Genomic DNA, 16,852 nt, shown 5'->3' with positions numbered 1-16,852 from the left:
GTTCAACACCCTGATGGGTGATGAAGTTGAGCCGCGTCGCGACTTCATCGAGACCAACGCGCTCGTTGCTAACCTCGATATCTAAAAAGCCTCTTCAATGTGTTTCACGTGAAACATTGAAAAGCAAAAAACCGTAGGCGAAACGCCTGCGGTTTTTTTATGGATGGTGGTGTTCAAGGCCAGCATGAAAATTGTGGAAAGGTTAGTCCAAGGCACCTGCGATTAAGTCGTCAACAAAGGCAGCTAAATCAGCGTAGACCAAGGCATGCTCTAGCCCGTCCCCTTTTGCGAGGGTCTTTTCCCCTTTACCCGTTTTCACGAGAACGCTACGGCACCCCACCGATTCACCCGCTTGCAGATCGCGTAGGCTATCGCCCACCATCCAACTGCCTTTCAGACTGGAAAGCGTTAGTTTGTCCTGTATCTCGGTAAATAACCCAGGAAGCGGTTTACGGCAGCCGCACTGATCATCGGGGCCGTGAGGGCAGTAAGCGATATGGGCAATTTGGCCGCCTTCCGCTTCCACCAGCCTATGTAAGCGCTCATTCATAGTGTTCAGCGTGGTTTCATCGTAGAAGCCACGGGCGATGCCGGATTGATTAGTAGCCACTGCCACGGTAAAGCCTGCCTGGGTAAGGCGGGCAATCGCGCTAATGGCAGAAGGGTAGGGGATCCATTCGGCAAGGGATTTGATATAAGCATCCGAGTCTTGATTAATCACGCCATCGCGATCCAGTATTACAAGCTGCTGAGCGGTAATCATGGGGCTCCTCTTATTGCGGTGGGCAAAAACGTCAACATTAGCGTAAGCCCTGAAGTGCGAATGAGCGAGTGTTTCACGTGAAACATTCGTGCGCTCAATAAAAAGCCCGGCTTATCAAAAGCCGGGCTATCGGTTGCGCCTTCAGAGCAGACGATGCTCTATAACACTCATCGTGTCACTGGGGTAGCTGAGAGATATCGGCCACTTCCAGGAACAGCGCCTGCAGGCTGGCAAGCAGGGCGAGGCGGTTACGGCGAATGGCATCGTCATCCGCCATGACCATTACTTGATCAAAGAAGGCATCGACCGGCTTGCGTAGCGTGGCGAGCGCGTCTAGCGCTTGCTGGTAATCACCTGCTGCGAACAGCGGGGCCACCTGCTGCTGGCTAGCCGTGACCGCTTCAAACAGGGCTTTTTCCGCCGCTTCTTGAAGAAGCGAGGCCTCTACCTGAATGCTGCCATCATGCTCCTGCTTGCTCAGGATGTTGGAAACACGCTTGTTGGCAGCGGCCAGGGCTGCGGCTTCTTCACGCTGGGCGAAAGCTTTGACGGCACGTAAGCGCCGCGCGAAATCCAGCGGCTTGGTGACCGGGCGGGCGCGCACCGCGAGGTACATCTCTGCAGAGATACCCTCTTCCTGGCCCCAGGCGCGGAAGCGGTCGAGCATATACGTCAGTACGTCTTCTACCAGACCGTCGGCTTTCGGCAGGTTCTGGTGCTGATCAGCCGCCACTTGCAGCAGTTCACGCAAGTCGAGGTTCAGCTCGCCTTTCACCAGAATGTTCAGCACGCCAATGGAGGCGCGGCGAAGGGCGAAGGGGTCTTTTGCGCCCGTGGGGCGTTGGCCTATACCGAAGATGCCCACCAGGGTATCCAAGCGATCAGCTAGTGCTAGCGCTTGGCCGGTCAGGCTTTGCGGAATCGCATCGCTGGCAAAGCGGGGCAGATATTGCTCTTCTAACGCCTGGGCGACTTCCGCAGGCTCGCCATCCTGCTCGGCGTAGTAACGACCCATGATGCCCTGCAGCTCAGGGAATTCGAGCACCATCTCGGTGACGAGGTCACATTTTGCCAGTGCCACGGCACGCTGCGCGTGGGCCACATCGCCGTGAATACGCTCGGCGATAAAGGTGGCAATGGCCGTGCTACGGCGGGCTTTATCCGCCAGCGTGCCCAGCTGCTGCTGGAAGACCACGCTTTCTAATTGCGGAATGCGCGAGGCCAGCGTGTGCTTGCGGTCGGTGTCGTAGAAGAAGGCCGCATCCGCCAAGCGCGGACGAATAACCTTTTCATTGCCGGAGATCACCTGATCAGGGTCTTGGCTCTCGATGTTCGAGATAGTGATGAACAGCGGCTTCAGCTTGCCCTGGTCATCCAGCAGGTGGAAGTACTTCTGGTTGGCCTTCATGGAGGAGATCAGACACTCCGCGGGCACTTCCAAAAAGCGCTCGTCGAAGCTGCCGGTCAGTGCGACGGGCCACTCCACCAAACCGCTGACCTCTACCAGCAGGTCCTCGTCGATGACGGCGTTGGCTTCCTGAACTTCGGCCTCGGCGAGCACCTGTTCACGAATACGCTCCCGGCGACGCTGGCGGTCTGCCAATACGTAGGCGTTTTCCAGTGCTGCCAGATAGTCGTCGGCATGCTCAAGTTGAATTGCATCCGGCGCGTGGAAACGATGGCCGTAGGTGGTACGGCTGGCTTGAAGGCCAAGGGCTTCGGCGGCAACAACTTGGCTACCGTACAGTGCTACCAACCAGTGAACCGGGCGGGAGAACTCAACGCGGGACGCACCCCAGCGCATGTTCTTGGGTACCGGCAGCGACTGTAGTGTTTTACGTACCATCTCAGGCAGTAGCGCTTGAACGCTGTCACCCTGCTGCTGTTCGCGGTAGCCAAGCCAGGTGCCCTTATCGGTTTCCAGATGGATCAGATCATCCACGCTGACACCGCAGGAGCGGGCAAAGCCTTCTGCTGCTTTGGTGGGGGTGCCGTCTTTAAACGCGGCGGCCAGGGCGGGGCCACGGCGCTCTACTTCACGGTCTGGCTGCTTGTCGGAAAGCCCGGTGACTTGTACGGCTAAGCGGCGCGGCGTGGCGTAGGCGGTCACCGCTTGGAAGGGAATTTCGGCTTCCTGTAGGCCTTTTTCAATGCCGGCAGCAAACGCGTCTGAAAGCGCGTCCAGCGCGGTGGGTGGAAGCTCTTCTGCGCCCAGTTCTAATAAAAGCGTATCAACGGCCATTATGCGTCTCCCTGCTCAGCGAGCTCTTCTTGTAACAGTTCACGGCGTAATGCTTCCGGTGCCATGGGGAAGCCTGCTGCTTTACGAGACTCGAAGTAGGCGGTAGCGACATCACGCGCCATGGTGCGTACACGCAGGATGAAGCGCTGACGTTCCGTGACGGAGATCGCGTGGCGGGCATCCAGCAGGTTGAACGTATGGGAAGCTTTAAGCACCTGCTCGTAAGCGGGCAGCGGCAGGCTTGCGGCTAAGAGTTTGCTGCACTCTTTTTCCTGGTGATCAAACGCCGCGAAGAGCTGATCCACATCTGCGTGCTCAAAGTTATACGCTGACTGCTCACGCTCGTTTTGCAGGTAGACATCGCCGTAACTCACTTTGCTGCCGTCCGGCGCGATGGCCCATACTAGGTCGTAAACGCTATCGACGTTCTGCAGGTACATGGCGATACGCTCAAGCCCGTAGGTCAGCTCGCCGGTGACGGGGTAGCACTCGATGCCGCCCGCCTGCTGGAAATAAGTAAATTGGGTCACTTCCATGCCGTTGAGCCATACTTCCCAGCCAAGGCCCCAGGCACCTAAGGTGGGGGATTCCCAGTTGTCTTCCACGAAGCGCACGTCGTGAATCAGCGGGTCGAGCCCTAAACGCTTCAACGAACCTAGGTAAAGATCCTGTAGGTTGCTGGGGGAGGGCTTCATCACCACCTGGAACTGGTAGTAGTGCTGCAGGCGGTTAGGGTTTTCGCCGTAGCGGCCGTCGGTTGGGCGGCGGGAAGGCTGAACGTAGGCAGCGTTCCAGGTTTCTGGGCCAATCGCCCGCAGGAAGGTGGCAGGGTGGAAGGTGCCCGCGCCGACTTCCATATCGAGGGGCTGGAGGATGACGCAGCCCTGTTCTGCCCAGTACTGTTGCAGAGCAAGGATCAAGCCTTGAAAGGTCGACACATCGGGTGTCGATTGGTTTGTCGAAACACTCATCGCGGAAAGCACCGTTGGCCATGAATTCATAAGCCGTCAAGTATACAATCACAGGCAGATGGGTTATAGGCACGTTAGCCAAAGAGCCGCTTTTGGTAAGGAGAACGAGATGATCGTTGTAACAGGCGGTGCCGGGTTTATCGGCGCCAATATTGTCAAAGCGCTAAATGCTCGTGGCCGTGATGATGTAATGGTGGTCGACGACCTGCGTGATGGTACTAAGTTTGTCAATTTGGCGGACTGCACTCTCGCCGATTACCTGGATAAAGATGATTTTATTGCCCGCGTAAAAGCAGCGCTGCGCGGTGAAGCGGTGGATTTACCCACCATCGATGCGATTTTCCATGAAGGTGCTTGCTCGGATACGACCGAGTGGGATGGGCACTACATGATGGAAAATAACTTCGAGTACTCCAAAGTGCTGCTCAACTACTGTGAAAAACTGGGCATCCCTTTTCTGTACGCGTCGTCGGCGGCGACCTATGGCGGCAGTGAGGTGTTTAAGGAAGCGCCGGAGTATGAAAAGCCGCTCAACGTGTACGGCTACTCCAAGCTGCTGTTTGATCAGCACGTGCGCTCGCGCTGGAACGAGCTGACCACGCAGGTGGTGGGCTTCCGCTACTTCAACGTTTACGGGCCGCGAGAGCAGCATAAAGGCAAGATGGCCAGCGTGGCGTACCACAACCACCTGCAGATCCGTAACGGCGAAACGCTGAAGCTGTTCGGTGCTTACGGCGGCTATGAGGCGGGCATGCAGAGCCGCGACTTTGTTTACGTGGGCGATGTGGTCGATGTAAACCTCTGGTTCCTGGATAACCCCAGTGCGTCGGGCATTTTCAACCTGGGTACTGGCCGCGCCGAGCCGTTCAAGGCCATTGGCGAAGCGGTCATCGACTTCTATGGCCAGGGCGAAATCGACTACATTCCCTTCCCCCAAGAGCTGAAAGGGCGCTACCAGAGCTATACCCGTGCTGATATTAGCAACCTGCGGGCGTCTGGCTGCGACGTGGAGTTTAAAACCGTCGCCCAGGGCGTTAAGGCGTACTTGGAGTGGCTAAATGGCTAACTCTGCCAAGCGACTGCTGGTAGTAGGCCCCTCCTGGGTAGGCGATATGGTCATGGCACAGAGCCTATTTATGACCTTAAAAGCGCGCTACCCGGGTGCCACCTTAGGGGTGGTCGCCCCCGCTTGGTCTCAGCCGATTCTTGAGCGAATGCCGGAAGTGGATGAAGTACTGCCGTTGGCGGTGGGCCACGGTGAGTTTGGACTAGCCAGCCGCCGCGAGCTGGCGGCTCGGCTACGGGGCCGCTTTGATCGTGCCATCGTGCTGCCGCGCTCCTGGAAAGCGGCGCTGGTGCCCTTTATGGCACGCATTCCTGAACGGGTGGGCTTTTTAGGCGAGCATCGCTACGGCTTATTAAAAGAGCGCCGCAAATTAGACAAGCAGGTGCTGGACCAAACCGTCAAACGCTTTGTATCGCTAGGGCTGCCTTTGGAAGAAGCGCAAACCGGGCAGTTCACGATTCCCAAGCCGCGGCTCACCATCGACCGCGACAACCTGGTGAATCTGCGTCTTACCCATGCGCTTTCGTCGCGCCCTGCCATTGGCATGATGCCCGGCGCAGAGTATGGCCCCGCCAAGCAGTGGCCGCTGGCGTACTTTCACCAACTGGCAGCAAGGCTGATCAAAGAGGGCTTTGAAGTTCGGGTGCTGGGTGGAGCGAAGGATCATGCGGCGGGGCAGGCCATCGTGAAAGGCCTGCCGCATGCGCATAATTTATGCGGAAAAACTCAGTTGGCCGATGCCGTGGATTTGCTAGCCGACTGCCGCCAAGTGGTCACTAACGATTCGGGCCTGATGCATGTGGCAGCCGCCGTTGGCGTGCGTATCCATGCGCTTTACGGCTCCTCATCACCTGTCTACACGCCTCCGCTGACCAATAATGCGGCCATTCATTATCTCGGGCTCTCCTGTTCGCCGTGTTTTCAGCGAACCTGTCCTCTAGGTCACACGAACTGTTTAAATGAGTTAGATGTTGAGCGGGTCTATCAGGCGATGCGTGTTGATCGACACGACGCTAACGGCGTCATCGTCAGCGCATAATTTCCACCTCTGTGGCCTGATCAGCGGGTGTCTCGGTGACCTGCTCTGTGATGCTCTCTGCTGGTTCACGTCGTTGAGGTGCAAGCCCTTCCCAGAGGCGGTGCTGCAGAGCGGTCTCTTCCCGCAGCCGCTCGTTCAGTGCCTCAAGCCCGTGGATCTCCACTAGGGTGGGCTGGCTACTGAGCAGTGATGCGCCTAACCCGGCGCGGTTATCATTCAGTGGCAGGCCCATGGCATCCAGAATCGTGGGAAACACATCTAGCATGGTGGCGCCTCTACGCACCCGCTGTGGTCGAATGCCATCACCTAGCATGATGAGCGTATTGTCGCGATCCAGCGCGGTGAGCTGATCCCATACCGATACGCGCATGGTGAGGTGATCACTGAGGACCACAACCAGGGTGTTTTCCAGCAGCCCCTCTTGTTCTAATTGCTCAATAAAGTCTCGCGCCTGGCGGGCGGAGCACTCCACCGAATAGAGAATATCCTGACCATCGAATTCGCCCTGGCGGTCCTGGCAGGTTTGTGAAGGGAATCCACTGGGGGCGTGACCTGCAATGTTGAGGTTCACTACGGCCCAAGGGCCGTTATCTTCTTCGTTCAGGCGGCGTATTTCGTCGGCAGTAAAGTCGTATAGCGTATCGTCATACAGCCCCCAGCTATTCACATACTCTGGGTCATCAAGTTCAGGCAGCAGCTCCTCTTTGCCTTTCACGGTATTGAACTGGTGGCCGCGATAGAAAAGCCCCTTCCCGGCAAACTGCGTGCTGGCACCGCCCAAAAAGCTAAGCCGATAGCCTTGTTCAGCCAGCACATCTCCCAGGCAGTCAACACCGGGTACTACCTTGGAAAGCGGCTCGAACTGGCTATCGTGTAGCAGGCCTGCGGGCATGAGCGGCACGCCGCACTGGCTGGCGATCATCCCGGCCATGGTCCAGCCAGTATTCTCCATTTGGTGAATGCCTTCAAATACCAGACCGCGCTCACCTAACGCGGTTAAATCGGCATAAGCGTCGCCAAACAGCTCGTTGCTATAGGTACGTTCCAAGCTTTCTAAATAGAGCAGCAGTAGGTTGGGGGCATCAGGCTGGTCGCCGGTAGGCGGTGACACATAGCGGCGGTCTAGCCACGCGCCATCGTCAGTCACAATGGCAGCACTGCGCTGGCCGATGCCATAAAGCAGCGGGTTAGCCGCCAGCAGAGTAATGGCAAAGAAGCGCTCGGTTAATCGCCAGCGCTGGTCGTGGCGCGACAGCCATGTCACGGATACCAGCACCGCTAACACCATTAAGGTATAGGTGAGCGCCAGCAGCATTTTCCCAGCCCCGCCGTGCTCTGCCATGCCTGCTTGAAGGTGAAAAAAAACTGCGCCTAGATCAACGTTGCCAAAGCTATCGGCCAAATAGACATAGATGCTAAATAGGCTAAGCGGGGCAAGTGACCACGGCCACATGTGCCGATAGCGTGCATTAAGTGGCGCACCCCAACGCAGTTTTAGGCCGACCCCAATCCACACAGCTGCGGTTAAAAAGAGTGTCCACCAGGGCAGGCGAGTTAGCACAGTGACGGCATAGCCGAGGCTGAGGCCAATCACAACCAGAGGCAGCCAGGGGGTAAGTTTGAGTGACCTTAAGGGGGGCATCCTGTATCCCTTTTCAGAACGTGCTAAATGAGTGGCTCAGCTTATCAAAAGTCGCGCGCTGTGGCCGTGTTAGCATGCAACTAAACGAGCTATGGTAATGAGCACCATGCGTCTTAAACCGAGTGGGCAAAGGTGAACCGTGTCTATTTCCGCTGTGTTAATTGTCAAAAACGAAGCGCACCATTTGCGTGAGTGCCTGGAAACGCTGACCTGGGCCGACGAAATCGTGGTGCTGGATGCGGGTAGCCAGGATGACACCTGCGCGATTGCGCGTGAATTTACCGACCATGTGAGCGTTAATGCCGATTGGCAAGGCTTTGGTATTCAGCGCCAGAGGGCGGAAGCCCTGGCAAGCAGTGAGTGGATTTTGATGGTTGATGCTGATGAGCGCGTAACGCCTGAACTGCGCGACAGCATTAAAGATGCTGTTCAGCAGCCGCCTGCTGCCTACAGCGTGAGCCGCCTGTCGTGGTGCTTTGGCCGCTTTATTCGCCACTCTGGCTGGTACCCAGACAGCGTGCTGCGCCTCTACCCGAAACGCCAGGCGGGCTATAACGCTGCGCTGGTGCATGAAAAGCTGGTGGTAGAAGCCGGGCTGGCTGAAAAGCCGTTATCCGGCGACCTGCTTCACTACACCTACCGCGACCTGCGCCACTATCTTGAAAAATCGGCACATTACGCCCAGGCCTGGGCAGAGCAGCGTGCCGCACAGGGGAAAACGGCCACGCTATGGCAGGGCATCAGCCACGGCCTAGCCTGCTTTCTCAAAATGTACGTGCTTAAGGCGGGGTTTAAAGATGGCAAGCAGGGGCTGTTGTTAGCACTGCTGTCCGCTCACTCAACCTTCGCTAAGTACGCCGATCTCTGGGTTCGTACCCAGACCTCCGAGAAGCAGCGCTGAGATCTGTTCGGCTGCCGCGTTGAGATCGATGGAGGTCATGTCCTGTTGGTCGGCGCCTGAAGGCGGGCTAAACGCTAAGCGCTTTTCCGCCCGGTTGCAGGTTTGCCAGCGCAACGGCGTGGCGGAGCGCTTGGCGGGATAAAAGCCCGCCGTGGCGATGTCCAGGCAGCCTGCGATATGTAGCGGGCCGGTTGAACCGGCAATCAGCATGTCCGCTCCGCCAAGCTGTAGGGCAAAGGCATCGACACCTGCGGTGCTGGGGAAGTGGTCTGCTGCAACGCCCTGTTTGGCAAGCTGCTCCCTCAAGTCTTGTGCCTGAGGCTGCTCACTGGGGCCAGCGCTGATCAGCCAGCGTAGTGGCAAGTGCTGGCACTGCTGGTGAACTTGAGTGATCAGCGCGGCGTACTGCGCTACCGATAGATTCACAGCCGAGCCGCCGCTGCCAGGATGAACCACCACCACGTGCTCTGAAGCGTCGTTGACTAACGTTTGGCGCTGTTCATAACGCTGCGCGCCATCTAGCGGCCAGAAGGGGGGCGAGGGCAGGGTGGAAAGCTTTAGCGAAAGGCGTGCCAGCAGTTCACAGGCCAAATCGACGTTGTACTGGTACTCCGGCTTTGCTGACTGCGAGCGGCGCTGGCGTACCCGTACGTTATAGAACACCTGCGCCCACTTGGTCGCCGGGGCAACGCGCAGCGGAATGCCTGCTTTCATGCCTAGCCAACCAATGCGCGGCGTCGAGAATAGCGTTAGCAGTGCATCAAATTTCGATTGTTTCACGTGAAACAATAGCTCCTGCTGCGCGGCTTTATCGGCCTGGCTGCCAGGGTCGATAATGACCTCATCTACCCATGGGCACGCCTTGGCTAACAGGGCCGTATAAGCGGGCACCAGCACAGTGACGTGGGGCGCAGGCGATGCCTGTTTCAAACACGCCAAGGCTGGCCACGCCAACATAAAATCGCCGATTTTGTCGTTACGCACGACAAGCAGTCTCTGCGCCATGATTTAGGCCCCGTTAATAGCAGCCTGTATACTACAAGAGATTGTAAGGATTGTTTAACAGTGGGCGGCTAGGTAGGGCAAGCGATGGCAAATAAGGTACTGCAACTGTGTCTTTCCGATGGTAAAGGCGGAATGGAGCTATACGTAGACCGGGTGATAGAAGACCTGCTGGCGGAAGGTTGGGACGTCATCGGCATCTGCCTGAAAGACACCAAGGTAGAAACTTACATGCAGCGCAACGGAGTGCCGTATAAGGCCTTTGCGAGCAACGGGCAGGCGCTGGTCAACCTGCTGTCGATACGTCGCTGGTTGAAGGAGGAAAACATCTCCGTCATTCACTGCCATAAATCGAGTGATCTACGCCTCACCACCCTGTTAAAAGCGCTGCTACCGAAGCTAAGAATAATTTATACAGATCACGTGGGCGGGCAGCGCCCTAAAAAAAGCCCTTATCACCGTGTTGCCTATGGCAGCGTTGATCGTGTGCTGTCTATTAGCCAAGCAACGTATCAGCGCAATATCCGCAATTTACCGCTTCCCCAGGAGCGGGTGGTTTGCTTGCCCCACGGAGTCGATATCGATAAGTACCAGCCCAATCGTGACCCTGCTGCCATTACGGCTAAGCGTGAAGCGCTGGGTGTGCCGGCAGACGCGGTGCTCATCGGGCTTCCGGGCCGAGTGACGCCTGGCAAAGGGCAGGATGTCTGGGTAAACGCACTGCTAGCGCTTGACCCCACGCTTCACTTTTATGCGCTCTCTATCGGTGGCACTGACTATGCGTCAGGTGGCGTGGAAGCGTTCTATGCCGAGCTGCAGCGCACCATCGCGGGCACGCCGCTGGCGGATAAAATCACCTTTCTAGGGCATCGCAGTGACCTGACGGATATTTTGCCCGTGCTGGATGTGGTGTGCATTCCTTCGGAAAACGAAGCGTTCGGCCTGACCATCATCGAATCCATGGCCTGTGGGATGCCGATCATTGGCTCGAATACCGGGTCGTTGCCGGAGCTAGTGGATGCTGATTCCGGCGTGTTGGTAGGCCCGTTTGACGTGCCCGCCTGGCGCGATGCCATGGACACACTCATTCGTAATGCGGCCACACGTCAATCCATGGGGCGTGCCGCGCGTCGGCGCGTCGAGGAGCGTTTCAGCAACAAGCAGCACGTGAAGCGCTTAATGGAGATCTACTCAGTGTCGGCATAGCCTGCGTAAAGCGGCGCCATCAGATTTTCCACTTGGCTAGGGGCAAACTTCACCACCGAGCGCTCCAGCCGCTGCAGGTTACTTGCCTGCCACTTGCCTGGCGGGCGCAGGCGGCAGCGGTCGAGATCGATCAGCCAGGGTTTGCCAGCCTCATCCACCAGGATATTGCGGGCGTTGAGGTCGACATGGTCCAGGCCCGCTTGATGAAAACGCTTGATCATTGCGCCAACGCGCTTTAGCAGCAAGTCATCAGCCTCGCCATTGGTGAGCAGTGAGGCCAGTGCCTGAGCGCCGGGAATGCGCACGGTCAGGAGTGCCGCCTCATAGGTCATCCCAAAGCGTGTGACGCAACAGGCCACCGGGCGCGGCACGGGCAGGCCTTGCTCATACAGCGCGGCGGTCAAGCGCACTTCACGAAACGCTCGGGTGCGCTCGACCCCCAGCCATATATAGCGTTGCTGACTAAGTTTGGCGATCAGACCGCCGCGCTGGTAGGGCCGTAGCACCCACTGTTCGTCGTCGCGTGCTTGCAGGAACAAACTGCTACCACGGCCCGGCGCTTCGCCGACCACCAAGTGACGCGCTCGCCAATACGCCGCTTCAAACAGCGCCGTGCTCAAGGGGTGAGTAGGGGAGGACAGTTGGTGTGATGCGCAGGCGTCACTTAAACTGTCAGCATCATGTAGAATCAGCCCATTTTTCTGCTGGAGTGCCGCTAAGCGCATGAAGCCCTCTCTGCCTGCTCAACCAAACCATATTGCCATTTTGCGCCTCTCCGCGTTGGGAGACGCATGCAATCTCGTGCCCACGGTGCGAGCGCTGCAGCGTCAGTGGCCGAACGCGCGCATTACCTGGATTATCGGCAAGGGGGAGCACAGTTTACTGGCGGGGCTTTCTGGGGTCGAGTTTGTTGTGTACGACAAATCGACGGGGCTCTCCGGCATGCGCGCTATCTGGCGTGAGCTGGCGGATACCCGCTTTGATGTGCTGCTGCATATGCAGCAGGCCATTCGCGCAAGCGTGCTCTCGCTGGGGCTTAAAGCCAATGTGCGCGTCGGCTATGACAAAGCCCGCGCCAAAGATGCTCAGCACTGGTTTACCCAACACCAGCTAGCGCCCCATGCCAACGCCCACGTGCTGGAGTCATTCATGGACTTCGCCCGTTTACTGGGCGTCGAAGACGACCGCCTAGAGTGGAATCTCGCCGTGCCCGCAGTAGCCTATGAGGAAGCCCGCGCTATTAGTGGCGATGCCCCTTATTTAGTGATTAACCCTTGTAGCAACGCGCGTTTGCGCAACTTCCGCAACTGGTCGGTGGAAGGCTACGCCAGCGTGATTGAACACGCGTGGGTGCAGCACGGTCTGAAGAGCGTACTCACCGGTGGCGGCAGCCCGCTTGAGCGGGAAATGGGTGACCATATCGAAGCGCTCTGCCAGTCAGGAAGTGTGATCAACGCCATTGGCGGCACCTCGTTGAAGGGCGTATTGGCGCTGATCGACAACGCCCGCGCGGTGATTGCGCCGGATACTGGCCCGGCTCATATGGGCAACGCCATGGGCACGCCAACGCTTGGCCTTTACGCCACCACCAATCCCCAGCGGGCCGCGCCCTACCTGTGGCGCGACTTTGCCGTCAATGCCTACCCCGATGCGGTACGCACCTACCTGCATAAATCGGTGGACGAGGTGAGCTGGGGGCAGCGAGTACGCCATGCCGATGCCATGGACTTGATCAAGGCTGACGATGTGATTGCCAAGCTAGACGCGCTGCTGGCGCATACCGCAGCGCAGACCACAACAGGACCCTCGGATGAAAGTTGATTTAACCGCCCTGGAACATGCCCGCGTACTGGTGGTAGGCGACGTCATGCTCGACCGCTACTGGCACGGCGGCACCTCGCGGATCTCCCCGGAAGCGCCGGTGCCCGTGGTACGCGTGGAAGATGCCGACGACCGCCCCGGTGGCGCAGCCAACGTAGCGCTCAACGTGGCGTCCCTAGGCGGCCATGCGGCGCTGGCGGGGGTCGTAGGCGAGGATGAGAATGCCGAGCTGCTCACCAAGCGCCTGGCTGCATCCAATGTAAGCACTTACTTTCAGCGCAGCCCCGACATACCAACGATTACCAAGCTGCGCGTGATGAGCCGTAACCAGCAGTTGCTGCGCTTGGACTTTGAGCAGCACCTCGATAGCGTGGATACCAGCGCCTTGCTGGCACAAGTAGAAGAGGCCCTGCCTGAGTGCGACGTGGTGATTTTATCGGACTACGGCAAGGGCACGCTCAACCAAGTGGAGCGGCTGATCGAGATGGCTCGCCACCACGGCAAGCGAGTGCTGATCGACCCCAAGGGCCAAGACTTCACCAAGTACCGGGGGGCCAGCCTGATTACCCCCAACTTGACCGAGTTTGAAGCCGTGGCAGGCCCATGCGCCACCGACGCCATACTGGCCGAGCGAGGCGAAGCGCTGCGTGCTGAGCTGGAGCTCGAAGCGCTGTTGATTACCCGCAGCGAAAAGGGCATGACGCTGATTCGTGAAGGCCACGCGCCGCTGCACCTGCCCACCCGTGCTCAGGAAGTGTTCGATGTGACCGGCGCAGGTGACACCGTGATTGGCCTGATGGGACTAGCGCTAGCCGCTGGCCACTCGCTACCGGAAGCGATGATGCTGGCGAACCTCGGCGCGGGCTTAGTGGTGGCCAAGCCGGGCACCGCCACGCTCTCCATTGCTGAGCTCTACACCGCGCTGCACGGCGACAAGCTGGCCGAATTTGGCGTGATTACGCAGGCAGCATTGGTGGAGGCCGTGCGCGCCGCGCAGCGTCGCGGCGAGCGTGTGGTGATGACCAACGGCTGCTTCGATATTCTGCATGCGGGCCACGTGGGTTACTTAGAGCAGGCCAAGCGTCTAGGCGACCGCCTGATTGTGGCGGTGAACGACGACGCCTCCATTGGCCGCTTAAAAGGGCCAAAGCGCCCCATCAACCCGCTGAACCGACGGATGCAGGTACTGGCCGGGCTCGGCGCGGTGGATTGGGTGGTGCCGTTTAGTGATGACACGCCCGCCGCCCTGATTGAGCAAGTACTGCCGGATATCCTGGTCAAAGGCGGCGACTACCGCCCCGAGGATATCGCTGGCGGCAGCGCCGTGATTGCCAACGGTGGCGAGGTGAAAGTGCTGGGCTTTGAAGACGGGGTGTCCACCTCGGCAATGATCAGCTCGATTCTGGATCGCGAAAGTTAATGGCGCTATCCCGCTGGCCGCGATTGGCCTATTCGGCGGTGCTATATGGGCTAGCGCCGCTGATTGGCTGGCGTATCTGGCGTGAGCAAGTACCCACTTACTCACGGCTCCAGCGGTTGGGGATACGCCTTGAACCACTGCCGCCCGCGCCGCGCATTTGGCTGCACTGTGCCTCGGTAGGCGAGGTACGCGCTGCCCGCCCGCTGATCGAAGGGCTGCTAGCGCGTTTTCCTCATCATCGTGTATTGCTGACCACCATGACCGCCACCGGTGCCCAGCAGGCGCTGGCGATGATCGCAGAACAGGGCGCTACCGATCAGCGTCGTCTTGCCCACCGCTTTCTTCCGCTGGATTTCCCCGGCGCGGCCAAGCGCTTTTTGGCCCGCGTACAGCCCGAGCTTGCCATCCTGTTTGAAACCGAGCTGTGGCCCAATCTGCTTCACGCTTGCCACCGGCAGGCGGTGCCCGTCGCGGTGGTCAACGGCCGACTATCGCCCCGCGCGTTTGCCCGCTATCAGCGTCTTCGCCCGCTGATGCACAGCGCCTTAGCCAACGTGACATGGCTTGCCGCCAAATCGTCAGAGGACGCTGAGCGCTTTCAAGCGCTTGGGTGTGCGGCCGACGCCATCACCGTAGTGGGGTCGCTGAAGTTTGAACAGGCACTGCCTGAAAAGGTGTTGGCGAAAAGTGAGCACTTACTTCAGGCTTGGGGAGAGCGGCCCGTCTGGGTCGCGGGCTCGACCCGCGATAGGGAAGAAGCGCTGCTGCTCACGGCTCACCGGCAGTTGCTCAAACGCTTTCCAGACGCACTGCTGGTACTGGTGCCTCGCCACCCTCAGCGCTTTGACGAAGTGGCGGCACTGTGCGAGCGCGAGGGCTGGAAGGTCAGTCGCCGTAGCCAGCAGCAACCCGTTACACCCGCCACCCAGATTTACCTGGGCGATACGCTGGGCGAGCTGGCGGCGCTGTACGGCGCGGGGAGCGTGGCCTACGTGGGCGGAAGCTTGGTGCCGCTGGGCGGGCATAACGTGTTGGAGCCTGCCGCACTGGGTAAGCCCGTGCTGTGTGGGCCGTCGCTGGAGAACTTCAGCGATGTTGCCGAGCCGCTGTTGGCGGCCAAGGCGCTGACCGTGGTTGATTCCCCAGAAGCGCTTGCAGGCACCCTGGCAGAGTATATCGCTTGCCCTCAGCGTGCTCGGCAGGCGGGTGAGGCAGGGCAGGCGGTGATCGAAGCCCATCGCGGGGCGCTTTTGCGAACGCTGGATGGGCTTGGCCGCTACTTATAGCGCCGTCCGCTCTACGCCATTAGCCTTGCCCAGCAGCAGTACGTCGGCGCCGCGTGCAGCAAACAGGCCGTTGGTAACAACGCCGACGATGCTGTTAATGCGCGCTTCCATGGCGACCGGATCATCAATCATAAAATTAAAGCAGTCGATGATATGGTTGCCGTTATCGGTCACCACCCCTTGGCGATACACGGGCTCGGCTCCCAGCTTGACCAACTCCCGCGCCACGTAGGAGCGCGCCATGGGAATCACCTCCACCGGCAGCGGAAAGCGGCCTAGCTGTGCCACGTATTTGGAACCATCGGCGATACAGATGAAGCGTTTGGCGCAAGCGGCCACAATCTTTTCTCGGGTCAGCGCTGCGCCGCCGCCTTTGATCATATGTAAGTGAGCATTTACTTCGTCCGCACCATCGATGTAGAAAGGTACGTCGCCCACATGGTTCAGTTCAAATACTTCAATACCCAAGGCCTTAAGGCGCTGGGCACTGGCTTCTGAGCTGGCAACCGCTCCCTTGAACCGATCGCGCAGAGGGCCTAAACGGTCAATAAACAGATTGGCTGTCGAGCCAGTGCCAATGCCCAGCACCGTGTCTTTATCCAGGTGAGGCTCTATTTCGCTAATGGCGGCATCCGCCACGGCGGCTTTTAGTTCATCTTGTGTCATGATGGTTCCAGTATCAGGAGAGGCAGTCGCCCTTAGTATAACGACCTAATCGCTGGCTGCCGATGGAAACGCCGCTAGACGTTGCTAGGCGTAATCTGCTACCAATAAAGGTTTTGTTCGCACCCGTCAGGGTCACGTCATTTTTCTGGGATGTCAGCATGCTCGAAGCAACCGTCAAAAAGATCCTCCAAGCCCGCGTTTATGAAGCCGCTTGTGAGACGCCTATTTCTCCCGCTCCCTTTTTGTCGCGTCGTTTCAACAACCAGATTTTGATTAAACGCGAAGATTTACAGCCGGTGTTCTCGTTCAAAATTCGCGGGGCCTACAACAAAATGGCTCAGCTAACAGAAGAGCAGAAAGCCAAAGGCGTTATCGCTGCCTCGGCGGGCAACCACGCCCAGGGTCTGGCCATGGCGGCTAAGCTGATGGGCGTGAAAGCGGTCATCGTTATGCCGCGCATCACCCCAGACATCAAGGTTCAGGCGGTGCGTGCCCGTGGGGCGAAAGTGGTGCTAAAAGGCGATGCCTTTGCCGCCGCCGCCGAGCATGCCCAGGAGCTGATCAAAGAGCACGGCTACACCTATATTCCTCCGTTTGACGATATCGACGTAGTGGCAGGCCAAGGCACCATTGGCGTTGAGATTCTGCGCCAGCACAGTGGCCGGTTAGATGCGATTTTTATCCCCGTAGGCGGCGGCGGGCTGATTGCCGGGGTGGCTGCCTATGTGAAGTACCTTCGCCCGGATATCAAAATCATCGGTGTGGAAGCGGAGGATAGCGCCTGCTTGAAAGCTGCGCTGGAAGCCGGTGAGCGCGTGGTGCTGGAT

General features: G+C 58.6%; 15 protein-coding genes. 8 read left to right on the top strand and 7 right to left on the bottom strand.

The features are described 5' to 3' along the window. Window positions 1–202 precede the first annotated feature (202 nt). The 3 genes from gmhB to glyQ all read right to left on the bottom strand — a co-directional run bounded on the left by gmhB (window position 203) and on the right by glyQ (window position 3,976). Window positions 203–763 carry a D-glycero-beta-D-manno-heptose 1,7-bisphosphate 7-phosphatase gene (gene gmhB / locus BIS10_RS11715; protein ID WP_253505461.1) on the bottom strand — a complete coding sequence of 187 codons (561 nt, stop codon included), beginning with the start codon at window positions 761–763 and terminating at the stop codon, window positions 203–205. Between the two features lie 175 nt (window positions 764–938). After that, complete coding sequence (gene glyS, locus BIS10_RS11710) at window positions 939–3,005, bottom strand: glycine--tRNA ligase subunit beta (RefSeq protein ID WP_253505459.1); 2,067 nt, start codon at window positions 3,003–3,005, stop codon at window positions 939–941. Continuing rightward, window positions 3,005–3,976, bottom strand: coding sequence for a glycine--tRNA ligase subunit alpha (gene glyQ, locus BIS10_RS11705; RefSeq protein ID WP_054641216.1), 972 nt, complete (start codon window positions 3,974–3,976; stop codon window positions 3,005–3,007). Before glyQ ends, glyS begins: the two co-directional genes overlap by 1 nt. Window positions 3,977–4,085: 109 nt before the next feature. Between glyQ and rfaD the strand changes: the two genes are divergently transcribed. Both rfaD and waaF read left to right on the top strand, forming a co-directional pair. Next, window positions 4,086–5,042 carry an ADP-glyceromanno-heptose 6-epimerase gene (gene rfaD / locus BIS10_RS11700; RefSeq protein WP_253505457.1) on the top strand — a complete coding sequence of 319 codons (957 nt, stop codon included), beginning with the start codon at window positions 4,086–4,088 and terminating at the stop codon, window positions 5,040–5,042. Beyond that, entirely contained in the window at window positions 5,035–6,081 is a 1,047-nt protein-coding gene (gene waaF, locus BIS10_RS11695) for a lipopolysaccharide heptosyltransferase II (protein ID WP_253505455.1), read from the top strand. Before rfaD ends, waaF begins: the two co-directional genes overlap by 8 nt. Here the strand turns inward: waaF and BIS10_RS11690 are convergent. Continuing rightward, the gene (locus BIS10_RS11690) at window positions 6,071–7,723 is read right to left on the bottom strand and encodes a sulfatase-like hydrolase/transferase (protein ID WP_253505453.1); all 1,653 of its coding nucleotides are present in this window, start codon (window positions 7,721–7,723) and stop codon (window positions 6,071–6,073) included. The two genes, waaF and BIS10_RS11690, sit on opposite strands and share 11 nt — an antisense overlap. Before the next feature lie 139 nt (window positions 7,724–7,862). On the opposite strand from BIS10_RS11690, the gene BIS10_RS11685 reads away from it, so the two are divergent. Further along, on the top strand, window positions 7,863–8,624 hold the full coding sequence (locus BIS10_RS11685; RefSeq protein WP_253505451.1) for a glycosyltransferase family 2 protein: 762 nt from the start codon (window positions 7,863–7,865) through the stop codon (window positions 8,622–8,624). On the opposite strand, the gene BIS10_RS11680 is transcribed toward BIS10_RS11685, so the two are convergent. Further along, complete coding sequence (locus tag BIS10_RS11680) at window positions 8,562–9,629, bottom strand: glycosyltransferase family 9 protein (protein ID WP_253505449.1); 1,068 nt, start codon at window positions 9,627–9,629, stop codon at window positions 8,562–8,564. The genes BIS10_RS11685 and BIS10_RS11680 overlap by 63 nt on opposite strands. A gap of 84 nt (window positions 9,630–9,713) precedes the next feature. Between BIS10_RS11680 and BIS10_RS11675 the strand changes: the two genes are divergently transcribed. After that, complete coding sequence (locus tag BIS10_RS11675) at window positions 9,714–10,832, top strand: glycosyltransferase (RefSeq protein ID WP_253505447.1); 1,119 nt, start codon at window positions 9,714–9,716, stop codon at window positions 10,830–10,832. Here the strand turns inward: BIS10_RS11675 and BIS10_RS11670 are convergent. Continuing rightward, on the bottom strand, window positions 10,814–11,557 hold the full coding sequence (locus BIS10_RS11670) for a 3-deoxy-D-manno-octulosonic acid kinase (RefSeq protein WP_253505445.1): 744 nt from the start codon (window positions 11,555–11,557) through the stop codon (window positions 10,814–10,816). The two genes, BIS10_RS11675 and BIS10_RS11670, sit on opposite strands and share 19 nt — an antisense overlap. Here BIS10_RS11670 and BIS10_RS11665 point away from each other — a divergent pair. From BIS10_RS11665 to waaA, 3 genes are read left to right on the top strand one after another with little or no spacing between them, the layout of a single operon-like run. Next, window positions 11,556–12,653, top strand: coding sequence for a glycosyltransferase family 9 protein (locus tag BIS10_RS11665; protein ID WP_253505443.1), 1,098 nt, complete (start codon window positions 11,556–11,558; stop codon window positions 12,651–12,653). The genes BIS10_RS11670 and BIS10_RS11665 overlap by 2 nt on opposite strands. Then, entirely contained in the window at window positions 12,643–14,073 is a 1,431-nt protein-coding gene (gene hldE / locus BIS10_RS11660; RefSeq protein WP_253505441.1) for a bifunctional D-glycero-beta-D-manno-heptose-7-phosphate kinase/D-glycero-beta-D-manno-heptose 1-phosphate adenylyltransferase HldE, read from the top strand. The genes BIS10_RS11665 and hldE overlap by 11 nt, the downstream gene beginning before the upstream one ends. Then, window positions 14,073–15,359: a lipid IV(A) 3-deoxy-D-manno-octulosonic acid transferase gene (waaA, locus tag BIS10_RS11655; RefSeq protein ID WP_253505439.1), complete on the top strand. Its 1,287-nt coding sequence runs from the start codon at window positions 14,073–14,075 to the stop codon at window positions 15,357–15,359. The genes hldE and waaA overlap by 1 nt, the downstream gene beginning before the upstream one ends. Here the strand turns inward: waaA and rpiA are convergent. After that, entirely contained in the window at window positions 15,354–16,025 is a 672-nt protein-coding gene (rpiA, locus tag BIS10_RS11650) for a ribose-5-phosphate isomerase RpiA (RefSeq protein WP_253505437.1), read from the bottom strand. The genes waaA and rpiA overlap by 6 nt on opposite strands. 158 nt (window positions 16,026–16,183) lie before the next feature. On the opposite strand from rpiA, the gene BIS10_RS11645 reads away from it, so the two are divergent. Next, the coding region (locus BIS10_RS11645; RefSeq protein WP_253505435.1) for a pyridoxal-phosphate dependent enzyme at window positions 16,184–16,852 on the top strand (669 nt) is incomplete at its 3' end.

Source organism: Halomonas sp. 707B3 (assembly GCF_024158645.1).
Lineage (GTDB): Bacteria > Pseudomonadota > Gammaproteobacteria > Pseudomonadales > Halomonadaceae > Vreelandella > Vreelandella lionensis.
This window is presented reverse-complemented; position numbering and strand designations above follow the sequence as displayed.

Coding starts and splice junctions, on each gene's coding strand:
- BIS10_RS11690 (WP_253505453.1), bottom strand. CDS start 7,723: ATGCCCCCCTTAAGGTCACTCAAACTTACCCCCTGGCTGCCTCTGGTT.
- rpiA (WP_253505437.1), bottom strand. CDS start 16,025: ATGACACAAGATGAACTAAAAGCCGCCGTGGCGGATGCCGCCATTAGC.
- BIS10_RS11670 (WP_253505445.1), bottom strand. CDS start 11,557: ATGCGCTTAGCGGCACTCCAGCAGAAAAATGGGCTGATTCTACATGAT.
- BIS10_RS11675 (WP_253505447.1), top strand. CDS start 9,714: ATGGCAAATAAGGTACTGCAACTGTGTCTTTCCGATGGTAAAGGCGGA.
- waaF (WP_253505455.1), top strand. CDS start 5,035: ATGGCTAACTCTGCCAAGCGACTGCTGGTAGTAGGCCCCTCCTGGGTA.
- hldE (WP_253505441.1), top strand. CDS start 12,643: ATGAAAGTTGATTTAACCGCCCTGGAACATGCCCGCGTACTGGTGGTA.
- BIS10_RS11665 (WP_253505443.1), top strand. CDS start 11,556: ATGAAGCCCTCTCTGCCTGCTCAACCAAACCATATTGCCATTTTGCGC.
- glyQ (WP_054641216.1), bottom strand. CDS start 3,976: ATGAGTGTTTCGACAAACCAATCGACACCCGATGTGTCGACCTTTCAA.
- rfaD (WP_253505457.1), top strand. CDS start 4,086: ATGATCGTTGTAACAGGCGGTGCCGGGTTTATCGGCGCCAATATTGTC.
- BIS10_RS11680 (WP_253505449.1), bottom strand. CDS start 9,629: ATGGCGCAGAGACTGCTTGTCGTGCGTAACGACAAAATCGGCGATTTT.
- gmhB (WP_253505461.1), bottom strand. CDS start 763: ATGATTACCGCTCAGCAGCTTGTAATACTGGATCGCGATGGCGTGATT.
- glyS (WP_253505459.1), bottom strand. CDS start 3,005: ATGGCCGTTGATACGCTTTTATTAGAACTGGGCGCAGAAGAGCTTCCA.
- waaA (WP_253505439.1), top strand. CDS start 14,073: ATGGCGCTATCCCGCTGGCCGCGATTGGCCTATTCGGCGGTGCTATAT.